At 60.4% G+C, this 21,848-nt stretch carries 24 protein-coding genes; 12 read left to right on the top strand and 12 right to left on the bottom strand.

From position 1 onward, the window contains the following. Positions 1-35: 35 nt before the first annotated feature. Positions 36-707 carry a response regulator transcription factor gene (locus AB4N73_RS05630; RefSeq protein ID WP_056784803.1) on the bottom strand — a complete coding sequence of 224 codons (672 nt, stop codon included), beginning with the start codon at positions 705-707 and terminating at the stop codon, positions 36-38. Positions 708-906: 199 nt separating this feature from the next. Between AB4N73_RS05630 and AB4N73_RS05625 the strand changes: the two genes are divergently transcribed. From AB4N73_RS05625 to AB4N73_RS05600, 6 genes are all read left to right on the top strand, one after another. Then, complete coding sequence (locus AB4N73_RS05625) at positions 907-1,911, top strand: GlxA family transcriptional regulator (RefSeq protein ID WP_056784802.1); 1,005 nt, start codon at positions 907-909, stop codon at positions 1,909-1,911. Between the two features lie 96 nt (positions 1,912-2,007). Then, the gene (locus AB4N73_RS05620; RefSeq protein WP_056784799.1) at positions 2,008-2,364 is read left to right on the top strand and encodes a response regulator transcription factor; all 357 of its coding nucleotides are present in this window, start codon (positions 2,008-2,010) and stop codon (positions 2,362-2,364) included. Between the two features lie 223 nt (positions 2,365-2,587). After that, positions 2,588-3,790, top strand: coding sequence for an NAD(P)/FAD-dependent oxidoreductase (locus AB4N73_RS05615; protein WP_095179611.1), 1,203 nt, complete (start codon positions 2,588-2,590; stop codon positions 3,788-3,790). A 40-nt stretch (positions 3,791-3,830) separates the two neighbouring features. Then, the gene (locus tag AB4N73_RS05610; protein WP_460143029.1) at positions 3,831-4,763 is read left to right on the top strand and encodes an MBL fold metallo-hydrolase; all 933 of its coding nucleotides are present in this window, start codon (positions 3,831-3,833) and stop codon (positions 4,761-4,763) included. Between the two features lie 178 nt (positions 4,764-4,941). Then, positions 4,942-5,148, top strand: coding sequence for a hypothetical protein (locus AB4N73_RS05605; RefSeq protein ID WP_370593551.1), 207 nt, complete (start codon positions 4,942-4,944; stop codon positions 5,146-5,148). Positions 5,149-5,232: 84 nt separating this feature from the next. Further along, on the top strand, positions 5,233-5,481 hold the full coding sequence (locus tag AB4N73_RS05600; protein WP_041480580.1) for a DUF6555 family protein: 249 nt from the start codon (positions 5,233-5,235) through the stop codon (positions 5,479-5,481). Between the two features lie 169 nt (positions 5,482-5,650). On the opposite strand, the gene AB4N73_RS05595 is transcribed toward AB4N73_RS05600, so the two are convergent. Then, positions 5,651-6,160 (bottom strand): nucleoside deaminase, encoded by a 510-nt coding sequence (locus AB4N73_RS05595; protein WP_041480581.1) that lies wholly within the window; start codon positions 6,158-6,160, stop codon positions 5,651-5,653. Between the two features lie 33 nt (positions 6,161-6,193). Then, positions 6,194-7,534, bottom strand: a complete 1,341-nt coding sequence (locus tag AB4N73_RS05590) for a nucleobase:cation symporter-2 family protein (protein ID WP_315435622.1) — start codon at positions 7,532-7,534, stop codon at positions 6,194-6,196. A 202-nt stretch (positions 7,535-7,736) separates the two neighbouring features. Between AB4N73_RS05590 and AB4N73_RS05585 the strand changes: the two genes are divergently transcribed. Further along, a complete protein-coding gene (locus tag AB4N73_RS05585) occupies positions 7,737-8,651 on the top strand; it encodes a LysR family transcriptional regulator (protein WP_236169564.1) in 915 nt (304 codons plus the stop codon). On the opposite strand, the gene AB4N73_RS05580 is transcribed toward AB4N73_RS05585, so the two are convergent. Continuing rightward, complete coding sequence (locus tag AB4N73_RS05580; protein WP_460143028.1) at positions 8,652-9,077, bottom strand: VOC family protein; 426 nt, start codon at positions 9,075-9,077, stop codon at positions 8,652-8,654. It lies immediately after the preceding gene. Positions 9,078-9,245: 168 nt separating this feature from the next. Beyond that, the gene (locus AB4N73_RS05575) at positions 9,246-9,698 is read right to left on the bottom strand and encodes a winged helix-turn-helix transcriptional regulator (protein ID WP_056784779.1); all 453 of its coding nucleotides are present in this window, start codon (positions 9,696-9,698) and stop codon (positions 9,246-9,248) included. 107 nt (positions 9,699-9,805) lie between these two features. On the opposite strand from AB4N73_RS05575, the gene AB4N73_RS05570 reads away from it, so the two are divergent. Beyond that, positions 9,806-11,032, top strand: a complete 1,227-nt coding sequence (locus AB4N73_RS05570) for an MFS transporter (protein WP_460143027.1) — start codon at positions 9,806-9,808, stop codon at positions 11,030-11,032. A 112-nt stretch (positions 11,033-11,144) separates the two neighbouring features. Here AB4N73_RS05570 and AB4N73_RS05565 read toward each other — a convergent pair whose 3' ends face one another. From AB4N73_RS05565 to AB4N73_RS05545, 5 genes are all read right to left on the bottom strand, one after another. Further along, positions 11,145-11,291: a hypothetical protein gene (locus AB4N73_RS05565; RefSeq protein ID WP_177434183.1), complete on the bottom strand. Its 147-nt coding sequence runs from the start codon at positions 11,289-11,291 to the stop codon at positions 11,145-11,147. 108 nt (positions 11,292-11,399) lie between these two features. Continuing rightward, positions 11,400-11,627 (bottom strand): PLD nuclease N-terminal domain-containing protein, encoded by a 228-nt coding sequence (locus AB4N73_RS05560; protein WP_024012535.1) that lies wholly within the window; start codon positions 11,625-11,627, stop codon positions 11,400-11,402. Between the two features lie 86 nt (positions 11,628-11,713). Further along, positions 11,714-12,169: a DUF421 domain-containing protein gene (locus tag AB4N73_RS05555; protein WP_236169562.1), complete on the bottom strand. Its 456-nt coding sequence runs from the start codon at positions 12,167-12,169 to the stop codon at positions 11,714-11,716. A gap of 7 nt (positions 12,170-12,176) precedes the next feature. Next, positions 12,177-12,695: a hypothetical protein gene (locus AB4N73_RS05550; RefSeq protein ID WP_252869229.1), complete on the bottom strand. Its 519-nt coding sequence runs from the start codon at positions 12,693-12,695 to the stop codon at positions 12,177-12,179. Next, positions 12,692-13,201 carry a CinA family protein gene (locus tag AB4N73_RS05545; RefSeq protein ID WP_150635663.1) on the bottom strand — a complete coding sequence of 170 codons (510 nt, stop codon included), beginning with the start codon at positions 13,199-13,201 and terminating at the stop codon, positions 12,692-12,694. Before AB4N73_RS05545 ends, AB4N73_RS05550 begins: the two co-directional genes overlap by 4 nt. Before the next feature lie 165 nt (positions 13,202-13,366). On the opposite strand from AB4N73_RS05545, the gene AB4N73_RS05540 reads away from it, so the two are divergent. Then, positions 13,367-15,748: a DUF3772 domain-containing protein gene (locus AB4N73_RS05540; protein ID WP_236169561.1), complete on the top strand. Its 2,382-nt coding sequence runs from the start codon at positions 13,367-13,369 to the stop codon at positions 15,746-15,748. A 5-nt stretch (positions 15,749-15,753) separates the two neighbouring features. Here the strand turns inward: AB4N73_RS05540 and AB4N73_RS05535 are convergent, their stop codons facing one another. Next, on the bottom strand, positions 15,754-16,767 hold the full coding sequence (locus AB4N73_RS05535) for a LacI family DNA-binding transcriptional regulator (RefSeq protein ID WP_095180279.1): 1,014 nt from the start codon (positions 16,765-16,767) through the stop codon (positions 15,754-15,756). A 206-nt stretch (positions 16,768-16,973) separates the two neighbouring features. Between AB4N73_RS05535 and AB4N73_RS05530 the strand changes: the two genes are divergently transcribed. The 3 genes from AB4N73_RS05530 to AB4N73_RS05520 are packed head-to-tail and all read left to right on the top strand — an operon-like array spanning position 16,974 to position 20,490. After that, positions 16,974-18,137 carry a Gfo/Idh/MocA family protein gene (locus AB4N73_RS05530; protein ID WP_236169560.1) on the top strand — a complete coding sequence of 388 codons (1,164 nt, stop codon included), beginning with the start codon at positions 16,974-16,976 and terminating at the stop codon, positions 18,135-18,137. Continuing rightward, the gene (locus AB4N73_RS05525) at positions 18,127-19,209 is read left to right on the top strand and encodes a sugar phosphate isomerase/epimerase family protein (RefSeq protein ID WP_056784758.1); all 1,083 of its coding nucleotides are present in this window, start codon (positions 18,127-18,129) and stop codon (positions 19,207-19,209) included. The genes AB4N73_RS05530 and AB4N73_RS05525 overlap by 11 nt, the downstream gene beginning before the upstream one ends. 42 nt (positions 19,210-19,251) lie before the next feature. Continuing rightward, complete coding sequence (locus AB4N73_RS05520) at positions 19,252-20,490, top strand: nucleoside permease (RefSeq protein WP_460143026.1); 1,239 nt, start codon at positions 19,252-19,254, stop codon at positions 20,488-20,490. Positions 20,491-20,569: 79 nt separating this feature from the next. Here AB4N73_RS05520 and AB4N73_RS05515 read toward each other — a convergent pair whose 3' ends face one another. Further along, the gene (locus AB4N73_RS05515; protein WP_042609596.1) at positions 20,570-20,866 is read right to left on the bottom strand and encodes a hypothetical protein; all 297 of its coding nucleotides are present in this window, start codon (positions 20,864-20,866) and stop codon (positions 20,570-20,572) included. Between the last annotated feature and the right edge of the window lie 982 nt (positions 20,867-21,848).

The raw sequence follows: 21,848 nt of genomic DNA, 5'->3' as shown, positions 1-21,848 counted from the left end.
TTTTTGCCGCACGGTGAGTTGCACGTCGCCAGCGCTCAGGGGTTGCGCTGGACAGGCTCGATGCCCAGCGCTTCTGCGATACGCACCAGATCGGCCACTGAACGTGCGGCCATTTTGCGCATGACCTGGCCACGGTGGACCTTGACCGTGACCTCGCTGAGGTTGAGCTGTCCGGCAATCTGTTTGTTCATCAGCCCGGCAATGACGAAGCCGAGCACTTCGCGCTCACGTGCGGTCAGGGTTTGGTAAGCCCGACACAAAACGGCGCCGGAGTGTTCGGCTGCTAGCCGCGCACGGTCGCGAGCCAACGCACTGGCCACGGCGTCGAGCATGTCCTGATCACGGAACGGCTTGGCCAGAAAATCCACCGCGCCGGCCTTCATCGCCTTGACGCTCATGGCGATGTCGCCGTGGCCGGTCATGAACACCACAGGGATGCGCAAGCCATTTTTTTCCATCTGTTCCTGAAACGTCAGGCCACTTTCGCCGCGCAGGCGCACGTCGAGCACCAGGCAACCGGGTACCTCACGTTGCGCTTGCGCGAGAAAATCTCCGGCGCTGTCGAAGGTTCGCACCTGCAAGCCGATCGAGCGCAGCAAGCTGTCGAGCGCCTGGCGCATCGAGGCATCGTCATCGACCACGTACACCACTGGTTCGCCGAGCACATCGGGACTTTGCGCAGGGCTGGAATGCGACCACAAGGTCATTGTGTCTCCTCGGCGAGATCGCAGCACGCATTGGGCTGGTCAATAAATCTAGTTCAGGATGGCCACCGCAGCCAGACACCGGCCGGACGGTCAGCAATCAGGCTAACAGTCAGCACCATTGCCGGCCGGCCAGAAACCCCTGAAAATCGGCCAGGCTGAGGCAGTCCCGCCTCTAGCGCTGCAAACAGGCAGGCCCGCGATGTCCACTCATCCCGCTTTTACAACGGCCCCGCGCGACGTGGTGTTTATCGCCTACCCACGGCTGAGCCTGCTCGATCTCAGCGGTGCGCAGACCGTGTTCTGGGCGGCGAGCAAAGCCTTGGTCGAGCGCGGGCAGCCCGGTTATCAACTGCACACCGCCAGCCTCAGCGGCGGCTTGATCCCGACCGTCGAAGGGCTGGCCATCGACACCCAAGCGTTAACCACGCTCGACACCACCGCGCTGGACACGCTGGTCGTGCCCGGCGCCCCTGACATCTGCCAGACCCTTGAGGAGCACCGCGAACTGAGCGACTGGCTGCAGGACCATGCTCACCTCGCCCGCCGCGTGGTCTCGGTGTGCAGTGGTGCGTTTCTGCTGGCTCAGGCCGGATTGCTCGACGCCCGCCGCGCTGCCACTCACTGGGCGATGTGCGACGCTTTGCGCGATCGCTTTCCAGCGGTCGAGGTAGATGCCGACGCGATCTTCATTCAGCAAGGCAAGGTCTGGACCTCGGCCGGAGTCACCGCCGGGATCGATCTGGCGCTGGCGCTGGTAGAGGCCGATTACGGCCGTGAAGTGACGTTGCAAGTCGCGCGGGAATTGGTGGTGTACATCAAACGCCCCGGCGGCCAGGCGCAATACAGCACGCTGCTGCAATCGCAGGCGCAGGACGCTGCGATGTTCGATGATCTGCACCTTTGGCTCATGGAGCGCCTCGGCGACCCGAATCTGACGGTGGAGCGCCTCGCCGAGCAAGCCGCAATGAGCCTGCGCAACTTCACGCGGGTCTATAAAGCGCGCACCGGGCGCACACCGTCGAAAGCGCTCGAGCTGTTCCGGCTCGAAGCGGCCAAACGCCTGCTGGAAAACTCCCCGCACAAAATCGAACGAATCGCCCGCCTCTGCGGCTTCAACGATGAAGAACGCCTGCGCGCCTGCTTCCAGCGCCACCTGTCGATCTCCCCGCGCGACTACCGCAGTCGCTTCAGCCGCGATGGCTGAACCGCTATACCTACGTATAGTTTTGCCCGCTGGCCATCAGCGTATGGTGCAAGAACGACAGGAGTCACCAGCTCGGCCGCCCGGCCCGGGAGCTTTATGTACAAGACGCATGTCATTGCGGTAGTGGACGACGACGAGGCAATGCGCACATCGCTGAGCAGCCTGCTGCGAGCGTCGGGGTATCAGGTGTTCTGCTATGCGGCGCCAGCGGACTACCTTGACTCGGACGGGCCGGCGCAGACTGATTGTTTGATTTCCGATATTCAGATGCCGGGCATGGGTGGTTTGCAGATGCTGGATGCACTGCGGGCGCAAGGCTGGCGGATGCCGGTGATTTTTGTGTCGGCGCATGCGGGCAAAATGCCCAACAGCGTACCCGGGGTCATCGCGTGTCTGGCCAAGCCATTTCAGGCTGAACGTTTGCTCGCCTGCCTGGAAAAGGCGCTGGGTTGATCCTTTTTCCCCATACCTTCGTATACCCCCCTTCCACCCATGCGTACCCCACGCACACCGATGGACAACTGCGCTCGTAGCCTCCCCGCCCTAGCATGGCTCTACACAGCGGGCGATTGAGCGCCAGGCAGTACGGCAAGCAGTTACGGCGGCCAGTGATCGTCACGCCAGAGTCCGCATCGGACTCGGGTGTCATCCATCCATCAGCGTCAGGGAGCACATTATGAAACAGCAATTATTGGTGATCGGTGCAGGGTTCGGCGGGCTGTGGAGTGCGCTGAGCGCTGCGCGTTTGCTGGATATGCATGCCCGTCAGGATGTCGAGATCACGCTGCTCGCCCCGCAAGCGGAATTGCGTATTCGCCCGCGCTTCTACGAGCCGGACGTGCACAGCATGTACGCGCCGCTCGACGCGCTGTTCGATGCGGTGGGTGTGCGCTTCGTCAAAGGCACCGCTGAAAGCATCGACGCCCGGGCGCGCCGAATCGGTTACCGCGACGAGGCCGGGCGTCCGGGTGAACTGGCCTACGATCGACTGGTTCTCGCCAGCGGCAGCCAGCTCGCTCGGCCTCCGGTGGTTGGCCTCAAGGAGCATGCGTTCGATGTCGATCAGATCGAATCCTCGGCGCGTCTGGAACGCCATCTCATCGCCCTCGGCAACCAACCGCCCAGCGTTGCGCGCAACACCGTGGTGGTCGCCGGTGGCGGTTTCACCGGGATTGAAACTGCGACGGAAATGCCGGCGCGCCTGCGCGCGATTCTCGGTGAGGATCAAGACCTGCGCGTGATCATTGTCGATCGCAGCAAGGACATCGCTGCGACCATGGGCGATGGCATTCGCCCGTCGATCATCGAGGCGTCCAATGACCTGGGTATCGAATGGATCGTCGATGCCAGCGTTGCCGCTGTGGATGCCAATGGCGTCACCCTCGCCGATGGCCGCCACATCGAAAGCCACACCGTGATCTGGACCGTAGGTTTCCGCGCCAGCCCGCTCACCGAACAACTCGACGCCGAACGCGATGGCCAGGGCCGCTTGCATGTCGATGGCAACCTCAAGGTGCACGGCATCGATCACGTCTTTGCCGCCGGTGATGTCGCTCGCGCCGCCACTGACGACCTCGGCAACTATGCCGCGATGTCTTGCCAGCATGCGATCAGCCTGGGTCGCTACGCCGGCAACAACGCCGCCGCCGATATCCTCGGCGTCGCTCCGACAATGTATCGCCAGCCCAAGTACGTGACTTGCCTGGATCTGGGCGCCTGGGGCGCGGTGTACACCGAAGGCTGGGATCGTCAGCTGAAACTGGTGAAGGCCGAAGCCAAAGAGCTGAAGACGCAGATCAACACGGTGTGGATCTACCCGCCCGCCGCCGAACGTCGCGCCGCCCTCGCGGCCGCCGATCCGCTGATCCCTGTAGCCTGATTTCACCCTCCGCTTTAGCCCTGAGAACAAGGAGAACACCATGACCCTGCATCTGGATTCCTTCACCGCCAACCGCGCGGTGGCCCTGCAAACGCAAAGCGAAGAACTGGTGCCGTCGCGCTACGCCCTGCGCCTGGGCGACATTGACGTGATGGTGATCAGCGACGGCGTGTTGCCGTTGCCGACCCAGACCATGTCAACCAATGCCGACCCCGCCGACCGTGCCGCCTGGTTCAAGGAAATGTATCTGGGCCCTGACGCCTTCGACTGGGCGCTCAACGTGCTGGTGGTGCGTAGCGGCGAACAAGTCATCCTCGTCGACGCCGGCCTCGGTGGCCAATTCCCCGGTTTCCCGCGCGCCGGGCAGTTCCCCAAGCGCCTGGCCGCTGCCGGGGTGGACCTCGCCGACATCACTGATATCGTCATCACGCACATGCACATGGACCATATCGGCGGCCTACTGGTCGACTCGGTGAAGAGCCGTCTGCGCCACGACGTGCGCATCCACGTCACCGCTGCCGAAGTGAATTTCTGGTCCACGCCAGACTTCACCAGCACCGACATGCCCGCACCAGTACCAGACGTCCTGCGCAGCACCGCCAACGCGTTCATCAACCACTATGAAAGCAAGTTGCACATATTCGAAGACGAATGTCAGGTTGCACCGGGCGTAGTTGCAAAACTCACCGGTGGTCATACGCCAGGGCACTGCGTGGTCTACGTCAACTCCGGTGGCGAGCGCCTGACCTTTGCCGGTGACGCGTTGTTCCCGGTGGCGTTCGATCACCCTGACTGGCACAACGGTTTCGAACACGATCCGGCCAAATCGGTGGAAGTGCGCGTGCGCATGCTCAAGGAAGCCGCCGCCAGCGGCGAGCTGTTTATCGCCACGCATCTGGCCTTCCCTTCGGTGGGTAGGGTCGCGATCAATGGTGCTGCTTTCCGTTGGATACCTGCGATTTGGGATTACTGATTGCGCGCCTGAAATCTTCGCCCGGCTTCTGCCGGGCGAAACCTTTTTCACCGCCATTGCTACGCAGAACCGTGCGGGCGGTGACCATACTTCGGTTGCTGTGTACCCTTTCTGCATCAAGCAAATCTGAGCAGAGGATGGAGTGTTGGCATATCTGGATTGGGTGCAATGGCCGGCGATGCTGGTCACCGTTCTGGCCGCGTGGCTGATTGGTTCGCAACGACCGCAACGGCGAATGAGCGGCTTCGTTTGTTTCAGTCTGAGCAATTTGCTGTGGGTGATCTGGGGCGTCCATGCCGGGGCTTACGCGCTGATCGTTCTGCAGCTTTGCCTGTTCCTGATGAACCTGCGCGGCTTCATGAAGAACCGCGTTTCAGAGCGCTGAGTGACGCTGATCATCTGGCCAGAAAATCCTTTGAATTTTTCTTGTCGGACAAAATCATTTACGTATGAGCGTAAGGAGGAACTCATGCGTAGCACCGATATTTTCGTCATCGAATACAAACATCACGACCAGCCAAAATCATTCGTCATCCGCGCCAAGAGTATGCGCAACGCCGACGCTTGGCATTGGGCGAGCTGTGACGCCGGTATTGCGCCGATTCCGAAACCGGGTAAACCACCGTTGAAAGTGGTTTCCAAACCCCAGGCCGAGCGCTATGGGATTACGGAGGTGAAGTGGCGCGAGACGGCAGCGCTGGACTGGACGGAGGCTTAGGCAAATCGGGTCGCCTGGCTGAGCTTGCACGTCAGCCAGGCGACCCACAACAGACCATGGAGGGCATTCCGCTGGGGAATGTGCGGTTATCGTCCCGGTGAAGTGACCAGTACCTGACCGCGCGAAACTGATCGTTCCTCACGCTCCGCGTGGGAACGATCAATAACAACTAAGACCAGAACCCTTTATGCGGCTCAGCCGCCTCTTCCTCCAGCATCGGCCCGAAAACGCTCACCGTGCGCTGCCCTCTGGCAAACACCTCGCGACACGGCAACGAGAATGTCGGGTTCTCGGGATGATCGCCAGTCAGCCCGAGCAAAGCATGTTCCGATAACGCGTACACCACTCGCCCGACACCGGTCCAATACACCGCGCCCGCGCACATGCAGCAAGGTTCGGCGCTGGTGTACAGCGTGCACGCCTCCAGCTCCGTGGGTGACAAACGCTTCGCCGCCGCAGCCACCGCGACCAGTTCGGCGTGCTGAGTGGGATCACCTTCCGGCGGCATCGAATTGTTGCCCGCTTCGGCAATGACCTTGCCGTCGCGGTCCGCCACCAGCGCCGCAAACGGGTGCCGGCCACGTTGTTTCGACGCCTGCGACAGGGCGATGGTCTGGCGCAGCAATGCCAGGTCCAGATCGCTGACGCCGGCCGGAACAAGCTGAGTGAATTGATTCATGGGTAACTCCTGGGCAGTGAGAAAAGACAAAAGTCAGTCGGCCAGTTTGGCCGTGGAAGCGCCGACGGCGTCGGTCGATGGTTTTTGTTTGTTGAGCAAGAGGTTGAGCAGAATGGCGGTGATCGCACCGAGGAAAATGCCGCTGTCGAGCACCAGTTTCAGCGTCGGGCCGACATGTTCGAACAGGGCCGGAAACGACATTGGCAAGACGCCGACGCTGACCGACACCGCAACAATGATGGCGTTGCGTGTGCCCTCGAACTGCACCCGTGACAGTTCCTGAATGCCCGCCACCGTGGTCATGCCGAACATGACGATCGCGCAGCCGCCCAGCACCGGCGTCGGCACCGCCGCAATCAGCGCGCCGAGCTTGGGGAACAAGCCCATCAACACCATGATCGCGCCAGCGGTCGCAACGACGAAGCGGCTCTTGATGCTGGAAAGCGCAATCAGGCCGGTGTTTTGCGTGAAGGCGTTATAGGGAAAGCTGTTGAACAGACCACCGAGCATGGTCGACAAGCCGTCGGCGCGGAAGGCGTTACCGAGGGTCTGCTGCGTAGTCGGTTTGCCGACCAGTTTGCCGATGGCCAGGCAGTTGCCAGTGGTCTCGGCCATGATCACCAGCATCGCCAGGGTCATGATCAGAATCGGTACCAGAGAAAATTCCGGCGCACCGAACGCCATTGGCGCGCTCAACTCGAACCACGCCGCCTCGCTGACCCGACTGAAGTGCGTCATGCCGAATGCGGCAGCGATCAGGCTGCCGACAAACAAGCCGATGAGCACACTGAGGTTACCGATGAAGCCGCTGAATTTCGCATAAATCACCAGCGTCACACTGACCGTGGCCAGACCCAGCAGCAGATTGGCCGGGCGACCGAAGTCAGGCGAATCAGGATTGCCACCACCCAGCCAGATTGCCGCCGCCGGCATCAGTGAAATACCGATGATGGTGATCAGGCTGCCAATCACCACGGGCGGAAAGAATCGCAGCAAGCGGCTGAACACCGGCGCCAGTGCGATGGTCAGGAAGCCGGCGGCGATCACCGCCCCGAAGATCTGGCTGAGGCCAAATTCTTTGCCGATCATGATCATCGGCGCCAGCGCAATGAACGAGCAGCCCTGAATCAATGGTAAACGCGCGCCGAACTTCCAGAAGCCGAGGGTCTGAATCAACGTCGCCACACCGGACGTCAGCAGGTTGGCGTTGATCAGTAAAACCACCTGAGCCGACGTCAGCCCCATCGCACTGCCGAGAATCAGCGGCACCGCCACCGCTCCCGCATACATCACCAGAACATGCTGCAGACCGAAGGTGAAAAGCTGCCGCAGGGGCAACACCTCGTCGACCGGGTGAACGCGTTGTGTAGTCATGGCACAAGCTCCTGAAGGGGCAGCGTTGGTTGTAATCGCGGGCGCTCAGGGACAGACGCACAAACAGAATCGGCCCCGGCGTTCGAAGACGCGGGGTCATCCTTGAATGTTTTTAACGATGAAACAAATTGGCAACCATCGCTTTTTTCGATGGCAAAGACGCGGCACAATCGCCGTCTCGCTCAAGCTCGGAGTACACCGCGTGCGCTTCTCACTCGATCAGTTGCTGATGTTCGTCCAAGTGGTGAAAAGCGGCTCGTTCTCCGCCGCCGGGCGCAAGCTGGGCAAGACGCAATCGACCATCAGCGCGGCGATCGCCAATCTGGAAACCGACCTTGGCGTCGAGTTGTTCGACCGCAGCAATCGCAGCCCTGCCCTCACCGCCAGCGGGCATAAATTGCTGGTCCAGGCAGAGGCGGTACTGGAGCGCTGCATGACCTTCGAGGCCCACGCTGATTGCCTTTCCGATAGCGTCGAACCGAGCCTGACCCTGGCGATTGAAACGCCGTACGGCCCGATCATGCCGGTGCTGCAAGCGTTCGAGCAGGCCTTTCCGTTTGTCGATCTGATCATTCGCCACCCGGTCTACGGCGATGTCAGCGAACTGGTCAGCAGTGGCGAGGCGGTGCTGGGCGTGGCGTTTTCGCAGCCGGGCTATCCCCGGGAACTGGCGTTCCAGCAACTGGGCAAACTGATCATGCTGCACGTCTGTCATCCCGATCATCCGCTGGCGCAACTGGACATCGTCACGTTCGACGATTTGCACGTGCATCGGCGCCTGGCGTTCAGTGCGCACGCCAGCAAACTGCCGAGCAGTGAATACCTGCGTTCGACGCAGCTGTGGCAAGCGGAAAGCTATCTGGCCCTGCTCGAAATGGTCCGCGCCGGCCTCGGCTGGGCGACCCTGCCGCGCCAGCTGATCCAGCGTGAACTGGGCAATGGCGAACTGGTCGAGTTGCAGCTGTCGGCGTACCCGCATACAGACTGGCAAATCGGCGTCGACCTGTTATGGGCACGCCAACGGCCACTAGGGACGGCCGAGCGCTGGCTTAAGGAAAAGCTCCAGGCCAACAAGGTTTATGAACGCGATCGCAACGGTCAGACCACTACGCTGTGATTACTTGGCGAACACCTGGCCCATGTCCTTGAACGCCTTGAATTCCAGCGCATTATCGCAGGGGTCGAGCAGAAACATGGTCGCCTGTTCGCCGACCTGACCCTTGAATCGAATGTAGGGCTCGATCACGAATTGCGTGCCGAATGACTTCAGTCGCTCGGCCAGTGCTTCCCATTGCTGCCACTCTAAAATGATGCCGAAGTGCGGGACCGGTACGTCGTGACCGTCGACCGGGTTGCTGTGAACGCTTTCCTGGGCAGCCGTTTTCGGCTGTTCGTGGATGACCAACTGGTGGCCGTAGAAGTTGAAGTCGACCCATTGCGCGCTGGACCGGCCCTCGTCCAGGCCGAACACTTCACCGTAAAAACGGCGGCAAGCGGCAAGATCGTAGACCGGGATGGCGAGGTGGAAAGGTGAAAGACTCATCAGGCACTCCGGCAATCGCGTTGGTTAAACCAATCTGGCAACGGCGCACCGCTGCTGCTCGAGGTTGGAAACAGCCTAGATCAGAAACTCGCCAGATGCCGACCCGACGTTCCATGCCCTGAGATAGTGCGTCTGTGAATACGCGCCACGACTATCTGCTCGGCTTCTTTACCGGCGCGTCACCACTTTTCGGTGACAGTCTGCCGGGGCCAGCACCGCGCCGGCGCTGGAGCGCACGACGATAGTTTCGACGGGCTCGGCCCGTTCGTTGTCGAGCAGGATCGAGTGCTCCTCCCCCTCGACAAACAGAAAACGCTCGCCCCACTGCCGCAGGCTGACGACGATGGGGAACACCGCCCGGCCCATGTCGGTGAGCACGTATTCCTTGTAGGCGCTGCCATCGGACGCGGGCTGAATCTGCAACACGCCGAGCTCGACGAGCATTTTCAGTTTGACCGTGAGGATGTTCTTGGCCAAGCCCAGACGTTTCTGGAATTCACTGAAACGGCGCACGTCATCGAACGCATCGCGAATGATCATCAAGGCCCAGCGATCGCCAATGGCTTCGAGGGTTCGGGCCACCGGGCATTCGCTCTGCGCCAATGTTTGTTGTCGGGCCATGTGATTCCTGATGGATCGGCTATTGAATGTGGTTGCATTTAACAACCCGAATGAATAAAGATCAACGTATCGGTTTCAATTCAAAACCACACTACGAGGAAGCAAGGATGCCGTGTCAGACGCAAAACCTGATCAATGCGCAAGCCGCAGCTGACAGCGCAACGACCGGGCTGAGTCGTTTGCAGACTTTTCTCTTTGCAATCACCTGCGCGATAGCAGTGGCCAATGTTTATTTCGCACAGCCATTGTTGGAATCGATGGCCGCCAGCCTCGGGGTTTCACCCGGTGCAATCGGCGTTGTGGTCACGGCCACGCAAGCCGGGTATGCGGTCGGGCTGCTGTTCATTGTGCCGCTGGGTGATCTGCTCGATCGAAAGAAACTCATCGTCAGCCAACTGCTTTTGTCTGCAACGGCGCTGTGTGCCGTGGGCCTGTCCGAGAGCTGGGGAGTGTTGCTCGGCGCCATGATGCTGGTGGGATTGCTGGCGGTGGTGGTGCAAGTGGTGGTCGCCTGCACCGCCAGCCTTGCTCGTCCGGAACAGCGCGGCGCCGCCGTAGGCACCGTCACCAGTGGCGTGGTGCTGGGCATTTTGCTGGCGCGTTTCGTTTCCGGCGTAGTGGCTGATCTGGCCGGTTGGCGCGGCGTGTATTTTGTCTCGGCAGTCATGATGATCGGCATGGCTCTGCTGTTATGGCGCACCCTGCCCGCCTCGGCAAAACCGCCCGCACAGGGCAGCTATCGGCAATTGCTGCGCTCGATGTTCCAACTTTTTTTGACTGAGCGGGTATTGCGCATCAGAGGTATCTTCGCCCTGCTGATCTTCGCCGCGTTCAGTGTGTTGTGGACGTCGATGGTGCTGCCGCTCAGCGCCCCGCCCCTGTCGTTGTCCCACACGCAGATCGGCCTGTTCGGACTGGCCGGAGTGGCGGGCGCGCTCGCCGCCGCACGGGCTGGGCGCCTGGCCGATCGCGGCTTGGGCAATCGCACCACCGGCATCACCCTAGCGCTGTTGACGCTGTCCTGGCTACCCATCGCATTTGTCGACAGTTCGCTGCTGGCGATGGCCGTCGGAGTGATCCTCCTCGACTTCGCCGTGCAAGCGGTGCACGTCACCAACCAAAGCCTGATCTTCGCCGCACGGCCCGATGCGCAGAGCCGACTGGTCGGTGCGTATATGTGTTTTTACTCGGTGGGCAGTGGTTTGGGCGCCATCGCGGCGACGTATACCTATGCGCACTCTGGCTGGGTGGCGGTGTGTTTTCTCGGAGGAGGGATCAGTGCTGTGGCGCTGATGTATTGGGTGTGGCTGGAGTACGTTTATTCACACGACTGAACCAATGTGGGAGCGAGCCTGCTCGCGAAGACGGAGCATCAGTCAGCACAGAGTTGTCTGACCTGACGCCTTCGCGAGCAGGCTCGCTCCCACAGGGATTACTCGCCAGCAGCTACTTGCCGTCCTCGGGCTTCTCGGTCTGCATCTGCACCGACGGTTTGCTTTTGTCACCGTCCTTGTTGGGTGCATCGTTGGAATCGAAGCAGCCGCTCAACAGAAACATTGAGCAGAACCCCAGACATACGCAGATTTTCTTCATGACAATCTCCTTTCAGCAGTGGTATTGCTACCCGGTTCAAGCTTGACCTAGCATCGTTTACCTTCTTCCGGGATGTGCGCAAATTCATTGCAGGACTGCATCGGGCTCTCAGCCCTTACTGTGCTCCGGCGACGAAGGCCCTTCCTTGACGCCGCGCGGGCCGGCGATGCCCCACACGATCAGGCCGAGCACCGGGAAGACGATCAAGCCGATCGCCCAGGCGGCTTTGACGCCGACGCTCTTGTTGCTGCGAAACACGCTGACAATCGCCCACAGGTCGACCAGCAGAATGATCACCGCCACGGCGATGGAGAAGTAACTCGCTGCCTCGTTCATTTCGCAATCCTCCGATGACTTGTAAGCATTGGGCTGCGGGGCTTTTTCAGCGTTCAAAAAAATTGCGCGTGCGCGGCGCCAAAGGCTCAGCCGCCTTCCGCATCCTGGCGGATCACGGAAATCTTGCCGTTGCGCTCGATGATCGCGAACTTGATCTGGTCGATGGTTTCAATGCCCTGACTGGAGCGCGCCGCCTCCATGACATCCGCCTCGACCAGCCGCGCATGGCGCAGACGCCGCTGCAACAGCTTGCCGTTCTCGACAATGATCGTTGGTTCACCATCGATCAGCCGCGAGATCCAGCTGGAACGCTGCTTGAGCAAAGAGAACCCAACGTCGATGGCGATCAGGGTGATGATCACCAGAAACGCATTGGTCAGGGAAAAATCATCACCAAGCAGCGCTTGCTGGGTGGCTTCACCGATGATCATCAGCAAGACGAAATCAAACGTCGTCAGCTCGGCCAACGAACGCCGACCGGCAATTTTGAACAGCACCATCAGTGCCAGATACATCGCGAGTGCGCGCAACACCGAGTCCATGGGTCACCTATGGATAAATGAATTGAATGAGCTTCACTTCGCTCGAGCCCGGCGCGCCGATATGGCTGCGAAACAGGCCCAGTCCGTCACCGCGCAGGGTCAGATAAAGCGTTGCCTGGCCCTGCGCATCCGCCTGCAACCACAAACGCATGCCCTGCGCTGAACTGCGCATACGCACTGGCGCCGGTTGCATGGTTTCGATGCTGAAGCCATCGAGCATCTCGCCGCCGATGTCCAATTCGACGATAGCTTCAGGTGTCGCGTGCACGCTGAGTTTCAGCGGGTTGGTCGAGCCGTTGCGGTGGAACATCTCGTACTCGACCTGGACTTTGCCATCGTCGCTGCGGGCGTCCTGCGAACTGAGCACGCCCCGGGAAAACAGCCCCAACAGACCCAGCAGCATGCACAGCACCAGCAGATACCAACCGATGCGCTCGAAGCGCCAGACCTTCAGTTGATAGGCCATGTCCTCCTGCACCGGGAACTGCCGACTGCGCAGATCGGGATGCTCAGCGTCAGGCTTCATCGGCGCCACCCTCCTTCGCCGCGCAAGGCGCGACGGTGATAGGCCGGCAACTGCTGCAAGGCGAACTCACAGGCCAGGGTCTGCACTTCACTGCGCGATCCGGGAAACCATTGCCGGGTGCTGAACAGAAAATGTTGGTCATCGAACTGGAATGCCCAGGCGAAACACACCGTACCGGCCTTGATGCCGTCCATATCATCGGGTCCGAGAATGCCGGTGGTGGCGACCGCGACGTTGGCCGTGCTGTCGCGCAACGCACCAATGGCCATTTCACTGGCAACTTCCACGCTGGTCAGATTGAAGGTTTCCATGGTCGCCGGGCTCACGTGGAGCAAGCGCTGCTTGGCTTGCGGCGAATAGACCACGTAGCCGCATTCGATCAGCTCGCCGCTGCCGGGCACTTCCGACAGCAACATGACGATTTCCCCGGCCGTGCAGGATTCGGCGGTGGTGATGATCAGCGAATGTTGGCGCAGGTATTCAATCGTTTCCTTGGCGATGGACATGGCACGCTCTCGAAGCTGTTATTGCCGGTTGACCGCTCGCTGTGCGGATCATTCCGCTGGACTGGATGAGCGTATACCCGCCTCTTCCAGTGAAAGTTTTCCGCCCTGTTCGGCACGATCACCTACCCTCATAGACTGTGTGATCCACTCGAGCCCGCCGCCCCCATGCGCTGTTCATTCAAGTCGTTGTTTTTGGTTCTGTTGCTGCTGCTGATGCCGGGCAGCGCTGCGCCGTGGGCAGCGGACCTTGCCGCGCCGGCGAACTCAGGCGCAGCGCCGCTACCTGTGATTTCGCAAAGCGATCTGCAAGCCCTGCAACAACGCCTCGACGGGCTCAAGCAGCAGATCTCGGCGGCAAACAATTACAACCAGCTCGAAGGCCCGCAGGATCGGGTGCAGGCGTTCATTCTCGATGTCGATCGGTTGTCGGCAGCGCTGTTGCCGCAACAGGCGCAACTGGCGGTGCAACTGGGCGTGCTCGGCACCGCTCCAGACGCTGAGGTGGCTGCCGAGCAAGCCGATATCGTCGCGCAACGGGCTGCGCTGGCGGAACAGAAAAGCAAGGTCGACGGCACCCTGAAAAGCCTCGCCGCACTGAAACAGAATGCCGCCGACCTGATCACGCAAATCGCCGGCATCCGCCGCACGCTACTGGAAAGCGAACTGACCCTGAGCACGCGCAGTGTGTTGAGTCCGCAGTTCTGGGCGCCACTGATCAATCCAAGCGAGGACGACCGCCAGCGCCTGCGACTGTTCGTCGAGCAGGTGGCTGACGTATGGGCCACGGTCTGGGCGCCGGGCGAGCGGTTTTACACCTGCGTACTGGTGCTGCTGGCGCTGCTGATCTGGACCTTCGGCCGACGTCTGGCTGAGCGCGGGCTGACCTGGTTCTGCATTCATCGCGTGGCGGAGGGCCGACTGCGCCGCAGTGCCTTGGCCTTCGCCTCAGCCATAGCGACCTTCATCACCACCGCCATCGCCCTGAAGCTGCTGTTCTACGCCTGCACCCGCCACGACGCCCTGCCGCCGGTGCTGGAAACCTTCTCCGAAGAGTTCGAAAAAGTCGTCTATGCCTGCGTGCTGATCACCGGGCTCAGCCGTGCATTGCTGTCCACCGAGCACCCGTCGTGGCGCCTGCCGGCAATTGCTGATCCAGTGGCGCTGGCCCTCAAGCCTTATCCGCGAATCCTCGCCTGCGCGTTGCTGGTGTTGGTGACGCTGGTGCAAGTCGCCAATGCCACAGGCATGAGCAGCCACATCGTGATGGCCGGGCGCGGCGTGATTTCCATGGTGGTGCTGGCGATCATCGGCACGATGCTGGTGCGCGTGGGCAAAGTGCGCAAGGCCTTGGTCGCCGCCAACGACGCTTCGGCGACGAACAGCGTGTTCGCCGGGCTGATCTACAGCGTCGCCAGCGTCTCGATGTTTGTCACGGCCATTGCCCTGCTTGCCGGCTATGTTTCGCTGGCGCGGTTCATCAGTTATGAACTGGTGTGGAGCTACGTCGTGCTGTCGGGTTTCTATTTGCTCATTCAGTTGGTCAAGGACGCCTGTGAACACCTGTTTTCACCGAAACACGCGAGCGGCCAGGCGCTCAAGCAATTGCTCGGGGTCAGCGATCGACGCCTTGAGCAAACGTCGATCCTGTTGTCCGGCGTCAGCCGCGCCGGCCTGATGCTGATGGCGCTGATTTCGTTGTTTGTCGGCGGCATCGGCACCACGCTCGGCCAACTGGTCACCAACATCATGTCGATTCTTGGCGGCGCCGGTTTGCGCAAGCTGAATATCGTCCCCGGGCACCTGCTCAATGCGCTGCTGGCGCTGCTGATCGGCATCTGGCTGATCCGTACATTGAGCCGCTGGCTCGACAACGAATTCCTGCCCAAGACCGACATGGACCCGGGCATGTGCGCGTCGCTGAGCACGCTGTTCTCCAATATCGGCTACGCCTTCGTGATTCTGCTGACGCTGTCGTCGCTGGGCGTGCAGTGGACCAATCTGGCGTGGATCGTCAGTGCGCTATCCGTCGGTATCGGCTTTGGCTTGCAGGAGATCGTCAAGAACTTCGTCTCCGGCCTGATTCTGCTCACCGAGCGCCCGGTCAAGGTCGGCGACCTGATCAGCATCAGCGGCGTCGAGGGCGACATCCGCCGGATCAACGTGCGCGCCACGGAAATCCAGCTCAGCGACCGCTCGATCGTGATCGTGCCCAACTCGCAGCTGATCTCGCAGAACCTGCGCAACGTTACCCTCGGCGGCAGCGCTCAGGGCGTGGCATCGCTGGAGCTGGTGTTTCCGCTGGATATCGATCCTGAGCAGGTCAAACAACTGCTGCTGGATGCGTATCACGAGAACGAAACCATCCTCGATAAACCGGCGCCATTCGTGCGTTTCAGCAAGTTGTCCCCGGACGGCATAACCCTCACGGTCACCGGCTATGTGGGCAGCCCGAGGATTGTCGGGCTGACCAAGAGCGATTTGTTGTTTGAAGTGTTGAAGCGGTTGGGCGCAGCGGGGATTGCGCTGGCGAAACCGCCAGCGGCGTGATCAGGTTAGCGCTTGCCCGTGTTGTCGATGCGGGCCGTGCTGCTGCGTGGCGTCAGCTCGAACGGCAGGACGACATGCCTTTCTGCCAGCGGCCGCTTTTCGATCAGGGCAATCAGCATCTCGACCGCCTTGGCCCCGAAGGCCTCGGCTGGTTGCGAGATGGTGGTCAGCGGCGGATCGCAGAACGCAGCCATGGGAATGTCATCGAAACCCACCAATGAAATATCCTCGGGCACACGCAGCCCGGCCTGCCGGATGCGCTTGAGCGCACCAATGGCCATTTCATCGTTTTCGCAGAACAGCGCGCTCGGCCGCTCGGCCAATGCGAGCATCTTTTGCGCGCCGGCAAAACCGGCCTCGAGGCTGAAATTGCCATGGCAGATCAGTGCTTCGTCGAAGGCAATCCCGGCCTCGCGCAGTGCCGCTTCGTAGCCTGCCAGTCGATCCAGAGTCAACGGGCTGTTTTTCGAGCCCTTGATCAGGCCGATGCGTCGGTGCCCCGATGCGATCAGATGTTCGGTCATGGCTTTGGCGGCGGCAACGTTGTCCAGGCTGATGGTTGGATAACGCCCGGCCTTGAGCACTTCGCAAGCATTGATGATCGGCGGCACATCGGCGTCGGCCGGAGCGTTTTCGAAAGGATCGTAGGCGCGCAACTGAATCACCCCGTCGGCCTGATAGGCGTACACCAGCTCGGCGAATTGTCGCTCCAGTTCTTCCCGGCCCTGAGTGTCGCACAGCAGCAGCCGATAACCGGCTGCCTGCGCCGCTTGCTGCGCGCCGCTGATGACCCGGGCAAAGAAGGTATTGGCGATGGTCGGCACCAGAATCACCAGATTGCCGGTGCGCCGCGAACGAAACTGCACGGCCATCAGGTTCGGCCGATAGCCGGCCTGCTCCACGGCCGCCATGACGCGCTCACGGGTTGGCGCGAGCACACGCTCGGGCGATTTCAAAGTCCTCGAAACCGTCGCCACGGAAACCCCGGCCAGTCGAGCCACTTCGCGAATATTGGACAAAAACACCTCGTTGATTCATGCCGATCAGACGCGGAGCTTACCGCAGGCAACGAGCGATCGAAACGCTGTCGATCATCCGCTGGCATTTGACACTCGGCTATTTCACGCCTAGATTTCGCCCACGATGTAACCGGTTACATCACTCATCAGCATTGCATCCAGCTACCGAGAGGACCGCCATGTACGCTGCCGCAAAAAAAACAAGAATGGGTTTTGTCGGAGGCGGTGAAGGTTCATTCATTGCCCGTGCCCACCGGCAAGCCGCCGGCCTCGATGGACGCTTCGAACTGGTCTGTGGCGCGTTCAGCCGCGACTCGGAGAATAATCAGCGCACCGCTGCGACCCTGGGAGTGTCCGCCGAACGTTGTTACGGCGACTGGCAAACCCTGCTCGCTCGCGAGGCCGCCCTGCCCGCCGAGCAACGCATGCAACTGCTGGTCATTGTCACCCCCAATCATCTGCACGCACCGATTGCCCGTGAGGCATTGAGCGCCGGTTTTCACGTGTTCAGCGAGAAACCCGCGGCGCTGAATCTCGCCGAGGTGCAGGCGCTGCATTCGGTGGTGATCAACAGCCAGCGAATTTACGGGCTGGCGCACACCTACCTCGGTTACGCGATGGTCTGGCAGGCCCGCGAAATGGTCGCCAGCGGCGTGCTCGGGCACGTGCGCAAAGTCATCGTCGAGTACCCGCAAGGCTGGCTCAGCACCGATGTCGCCGGGCAAGGCAACAAGCAGGCCGGCTGGCGCGACGATCCGGCGCAATCCGGGATCGGCGGCTGCATTGGCGACATCGGCACCCATGCGTTTTCCCTCGCCGAGTTCGTTGCCGGCCAGTCGATCCAGTTCATCAGCGCAATGCTCGGTTCGCATGTCGAGGGTCGGCAACTGGATGACGATGTGGCGATGCTGTTCAAAATGAGCGACGGCGCCAGTGGTGTATTGCTCGCCAGCCAGGTCTGCGCCGGTGAGGAAAACCCGCTGAAGATCCGCGTCTACGGTGACAAGGGTGGGCTGGAATGGCGTCAGGAAGAGCCGGCCAGTCTGATTCATCGACCGTTGAATGAACCGATGCGTATTCTGCGATCCGGAGTCGGTCAGCCGTGGTTGTGTGACGCTGCCAGTCAGCGCATGCGCCTGCCCGCCGGGCATCCCGAGGGTTATCTGGAAGCGATGGCCAACCTGTACGGCGATCTCGCCGAGGCGATTGTTCAAGGCGTCGAAGGCCATCATGCCCCGGGCATACCGGGCATCGAGACCGGCCTGCGCGGCATGGCCTTCATTGAAACCGCCATCGCCAATCACCTTGGCAATGAAAAGTGGAGCGAGATACCCGGCCCACTGACAGGAGCCCAGCACAATGAACAGTGATCAGCAAAATTTGACTGGCCTGAAAGGTCCGGGGATTTTCCTCGCGCAATTCATCGCCGACGAAGCGCCTTTCGACTCCCTCGCCAACATCGCCGAGTGGGCAGCCTCGCAAGGCTATAAAGCCATTCAGGTACCGACCCTCGGCACGCGTTTCATCGATTTGCAGCGCGCCGCTGAGAGCCAGGATTACTGCGACGAACTCATCGCCGTCTGCGCCCGCGCGGGTGTAGTGATCAGCGAGTTGTCGACGCACCTGCAAGGACAATTGGTCGCTGTGCATCCGGCGTTCGACAGTCTGTTCGACGACTTCGCCCCGCCAGCACTGCGCGGCAAACCGCAGGAGCGCACCGAGTGGGCCATCGAACAGTTGAAACTGGCGGCCCGTGCCAGCCAGCGTCTCGGACTCAAGGCCCATGCGACCTTCTCCGGCGCACTGCTCTGGCCCTACGTCTATCCATGGCCGCAACGTCCGGCCGGTTTGGTCGAGCAAGGTTTCGCCGAACTGGGCAAGCGCTGGCTGCCGATCCTCGATTGCTTCGAAGAGGCCGGCGTTGATCTGTGCTACGAAATCCATCCCGGCGAAGACTTGCATGACGGCGCGTCGTTCGAGCAGTTTCTTGAGGCGGTGAATCATCACCCCCGCGCCGCAATTCTCTATGACCCGAGCCACCTGCTGCTGCAGCAAATGGATTACCTCGGCTTCATCGACCGTTACCACCAACGCATCCGCATGTTCCACGTCAAGGATGCCGAGTTCCGCCCCGATGCGCGCTCCGGCGTCTACGGCGGCTATCAGGGCTGGGTCGAGCGTCCCGGGCGCTTCCGCTCGCTGGGCGACGGCCAGATCGATTTCAAATCGATCTTCAGCAAATTGTGCCAATACGACTTCAACGGCTGGGCCGTGCTGGAGTGGGAATGCTGCCTGAAAGACTCTGCACAGGGCGCGGCGGAAGGCGCGGCGTTCATCGAGCGACACATGATCCGCAAGACCGCCAAGGCCTTCGACGATTTCGCCGGGGTCAGCGCCGATGCCGCTTCCAACCGGCGCCTGCTCGGCCTGACCGACGACTGATTCATCCGCGTTACCGACATAAAAACAATACGGTGATCTGAAATGAACGTAATGAATGCGCGACTGAGCGTGATGATGTTTTTGCAGTTCTTTATCTGGGGCGGCTGGTTCGTCACCCTCGGCACTTTTCTGGCCACCACGCTCGCTGCCAGCGGCGGCCAGGTCGGCATGGCCTTCGCCACGCAATCATGGGGTGCGATTCTGGCGCCGTTTGTCATTGGCTTGATTGCCGACCGGTTTTTCAATGCCGAACGCATTCTGGCGGCGCTCCATCTGCTGGGCGCGGTGCTGCTCTATCAGCTCTATCGCGCGGCAGACTTCAGCGCGTTTTATCCCTATGTGCTCGCCTACATGATGGTCTACATGCCGACATTGGCGCTGGTGAACGCCGTGGCGTTCCGCCAGATCAAAGACCCGGCGCTGGAGTTCTCGCGCATTCGCGTATGGGGCACAGTGGGCTGGATTGTCGCCGGCGTGGTGATCAGCTTCGTGTTCGCCTGGGACTCGCAGCAAAGCATCGCGGCGGGAGGCTTGCGCAATACGTTCCTGATGTCCGCCGTCGCGTCGCTGTTGTTGGGGCTTTACAGCTTCAGTCTGCCGAACACTGCGCCGCTGAAAAGCGCAGCGGGCTCATCAAGCCTCAAGCAGATGCTCGGCGTCGATGCGTGGGGTTTGCTCAAGGATCGCAGCTATCTGGTGTTCTTTCTCGCCTCGATCCTGATCTGCATTCCGCTGGCCTTCTATTACCAGAACGCCAACCCGTTTCTCGCGGAGATCGGCGTGACCAACCCGACAGCGAAGATGGCCATCGGTCAGGTGTCGGAAGTGCTGTTCATGTTGCTGTTGCCGCTGTTCATCCATCGTTTCGGCATCAAGATCGCCCTGCTGGTCGGCATGGCTGCCTGGGCGTTGCGTTACGTGCTGTTTGCCTTCGGCAATAACGACGATCAGGCATTCATGCTGCTGATCGGCATTGCCCTGCACGGCGTGTGCTATGACTTCTTCTTCGTGTCCGGGCAGATCTACACCGATGCAAAAGCACCGGAACGCTTCCGCAGTTCGGCGCAAGGTCTGATCACTTTGGCCACGTACGGGTTGGGCATGTTGATTGGCTTCTGGATTGCGGGACGGATTACTGACCACTTCACTTCGAGTGCGGGCCATGACTGGAGAAGTATCTGGCTATTTCCAGCCGGTTTTTCCGTGGCGGTGCTGCTGTGTTTCTGGGCGACGTTCAAGGGCCGCGATCGGGACAAGGCTGTGTTGCCGACTGCGGTTTAGAGCAGAGTTCTAATGCATGAACAGAACGAATGCCGCCTGTGGTTTAGGCGGCATTCGCTATCGATGCTCATGGTTGCGCTCAAGCGGTGCGACGTTCGAGCAGACGGTCTGCGCCACCTTCGGCAACCCGATTGCCTTGCAGATGATCGGAGCCATCAGAGGCTACTGCATCGCTGAACAGTGGATCGGTTTCGGTGGCGGCAACTGCGTCGCTGAATAGCGGGTCGGTTTCGGTGGCGGCTACTGCGTCGCTGAACAGACGATCAGTTTGAGTAGCGGCCACCGCGTCGCTGAACAGTGGGTCGGTTTCGGTGGCGGCGAAGGCGTTCAGTGCAAAAACCGAGAAAGCGATACCGAGGATAGTCTGGCGTTTCATGATGATGTGCTCCGAGTTGCAGTGGTTGGGTATGGAACCGATCTTACGCCGCACCGTGGATATGAGAACTTCATTGACTTAATGGTTGTTATTGACGCAATCAATGATGAGTTGAGTAAAAGCAGCTGCTTACCTAACCGTTAAGCTGGTGCTTACGCGTCCAGACGAAACGCCCTACAAAGTCTAAAGCACAAAACTGAAAAATCGTATTTCTGACAGCTTTACGCAAGCAAAAAAAGACCCGAATCGATCGAAACCGAAACGGGTCTTTCCCACTCAGACGACCCTTATTTCAAGTCGTCAAAGTGATCTCGCAGGAACTCGTAAAAGCGCAAAGCTTTCAACAATCTCCATACAAGGCTCAGCGTACGCAGCAAAAGCTTCATACGTTTTGGCCTCCAGGGCTGGCGGCCAAACCTCCAGCAAACTTACCGGACCATGCGTGCCTTCAGCCTACATGCTGGTGTGGCTAGTGAGGCGGCCGGTTGAAATCCCTCCGAGACAACATTCCGGCGCGGGTGCGAATCCGCGTCAGAGGGCGTGAAACCTTTTGCGCCCCCCAGCCAAACCTCACTGCTCTACCAACAAGATGAGCGTGGGCATCTTAACGCAGAAATCAGAAGAGAAAACCCGAGTAACCAAGGTTATCCTGCGGCTACGCCTGAACCTTTGTAAAATCGTATTTCTGACAATGTTTATTGACAGATCTGAATTCAGTTGCATGCGCTGGCCGCTCCGAAAAAACCTCCCACATCACGCTAAACCTACGTTGCACTGACGGGAGAAACTTAATACCATGCGCGGACATGTTGGTGTGGCTAGTGAAGCACATGGCCTCGGCTCCAAACCGAGGATTGAAAAACCGCCCCGCGAAGGCGGTTTTTTTTCGTCTGTGTTTTCTGGTCCCCCTCCCATCCAAGGCACATTGCCTGACTCGATCCCCCTGCGCCCCTGCACAAATCTTCTAAACACTCTTCTCCCC

It is taken from the genome of Pseudomonas sp. S3_B08 (assembly GCF_054667725.1).
Note: the sequence above shows the minus strand (reverse complement) of the source record. Positions and strands in the feature narration are given on the sequence as shown.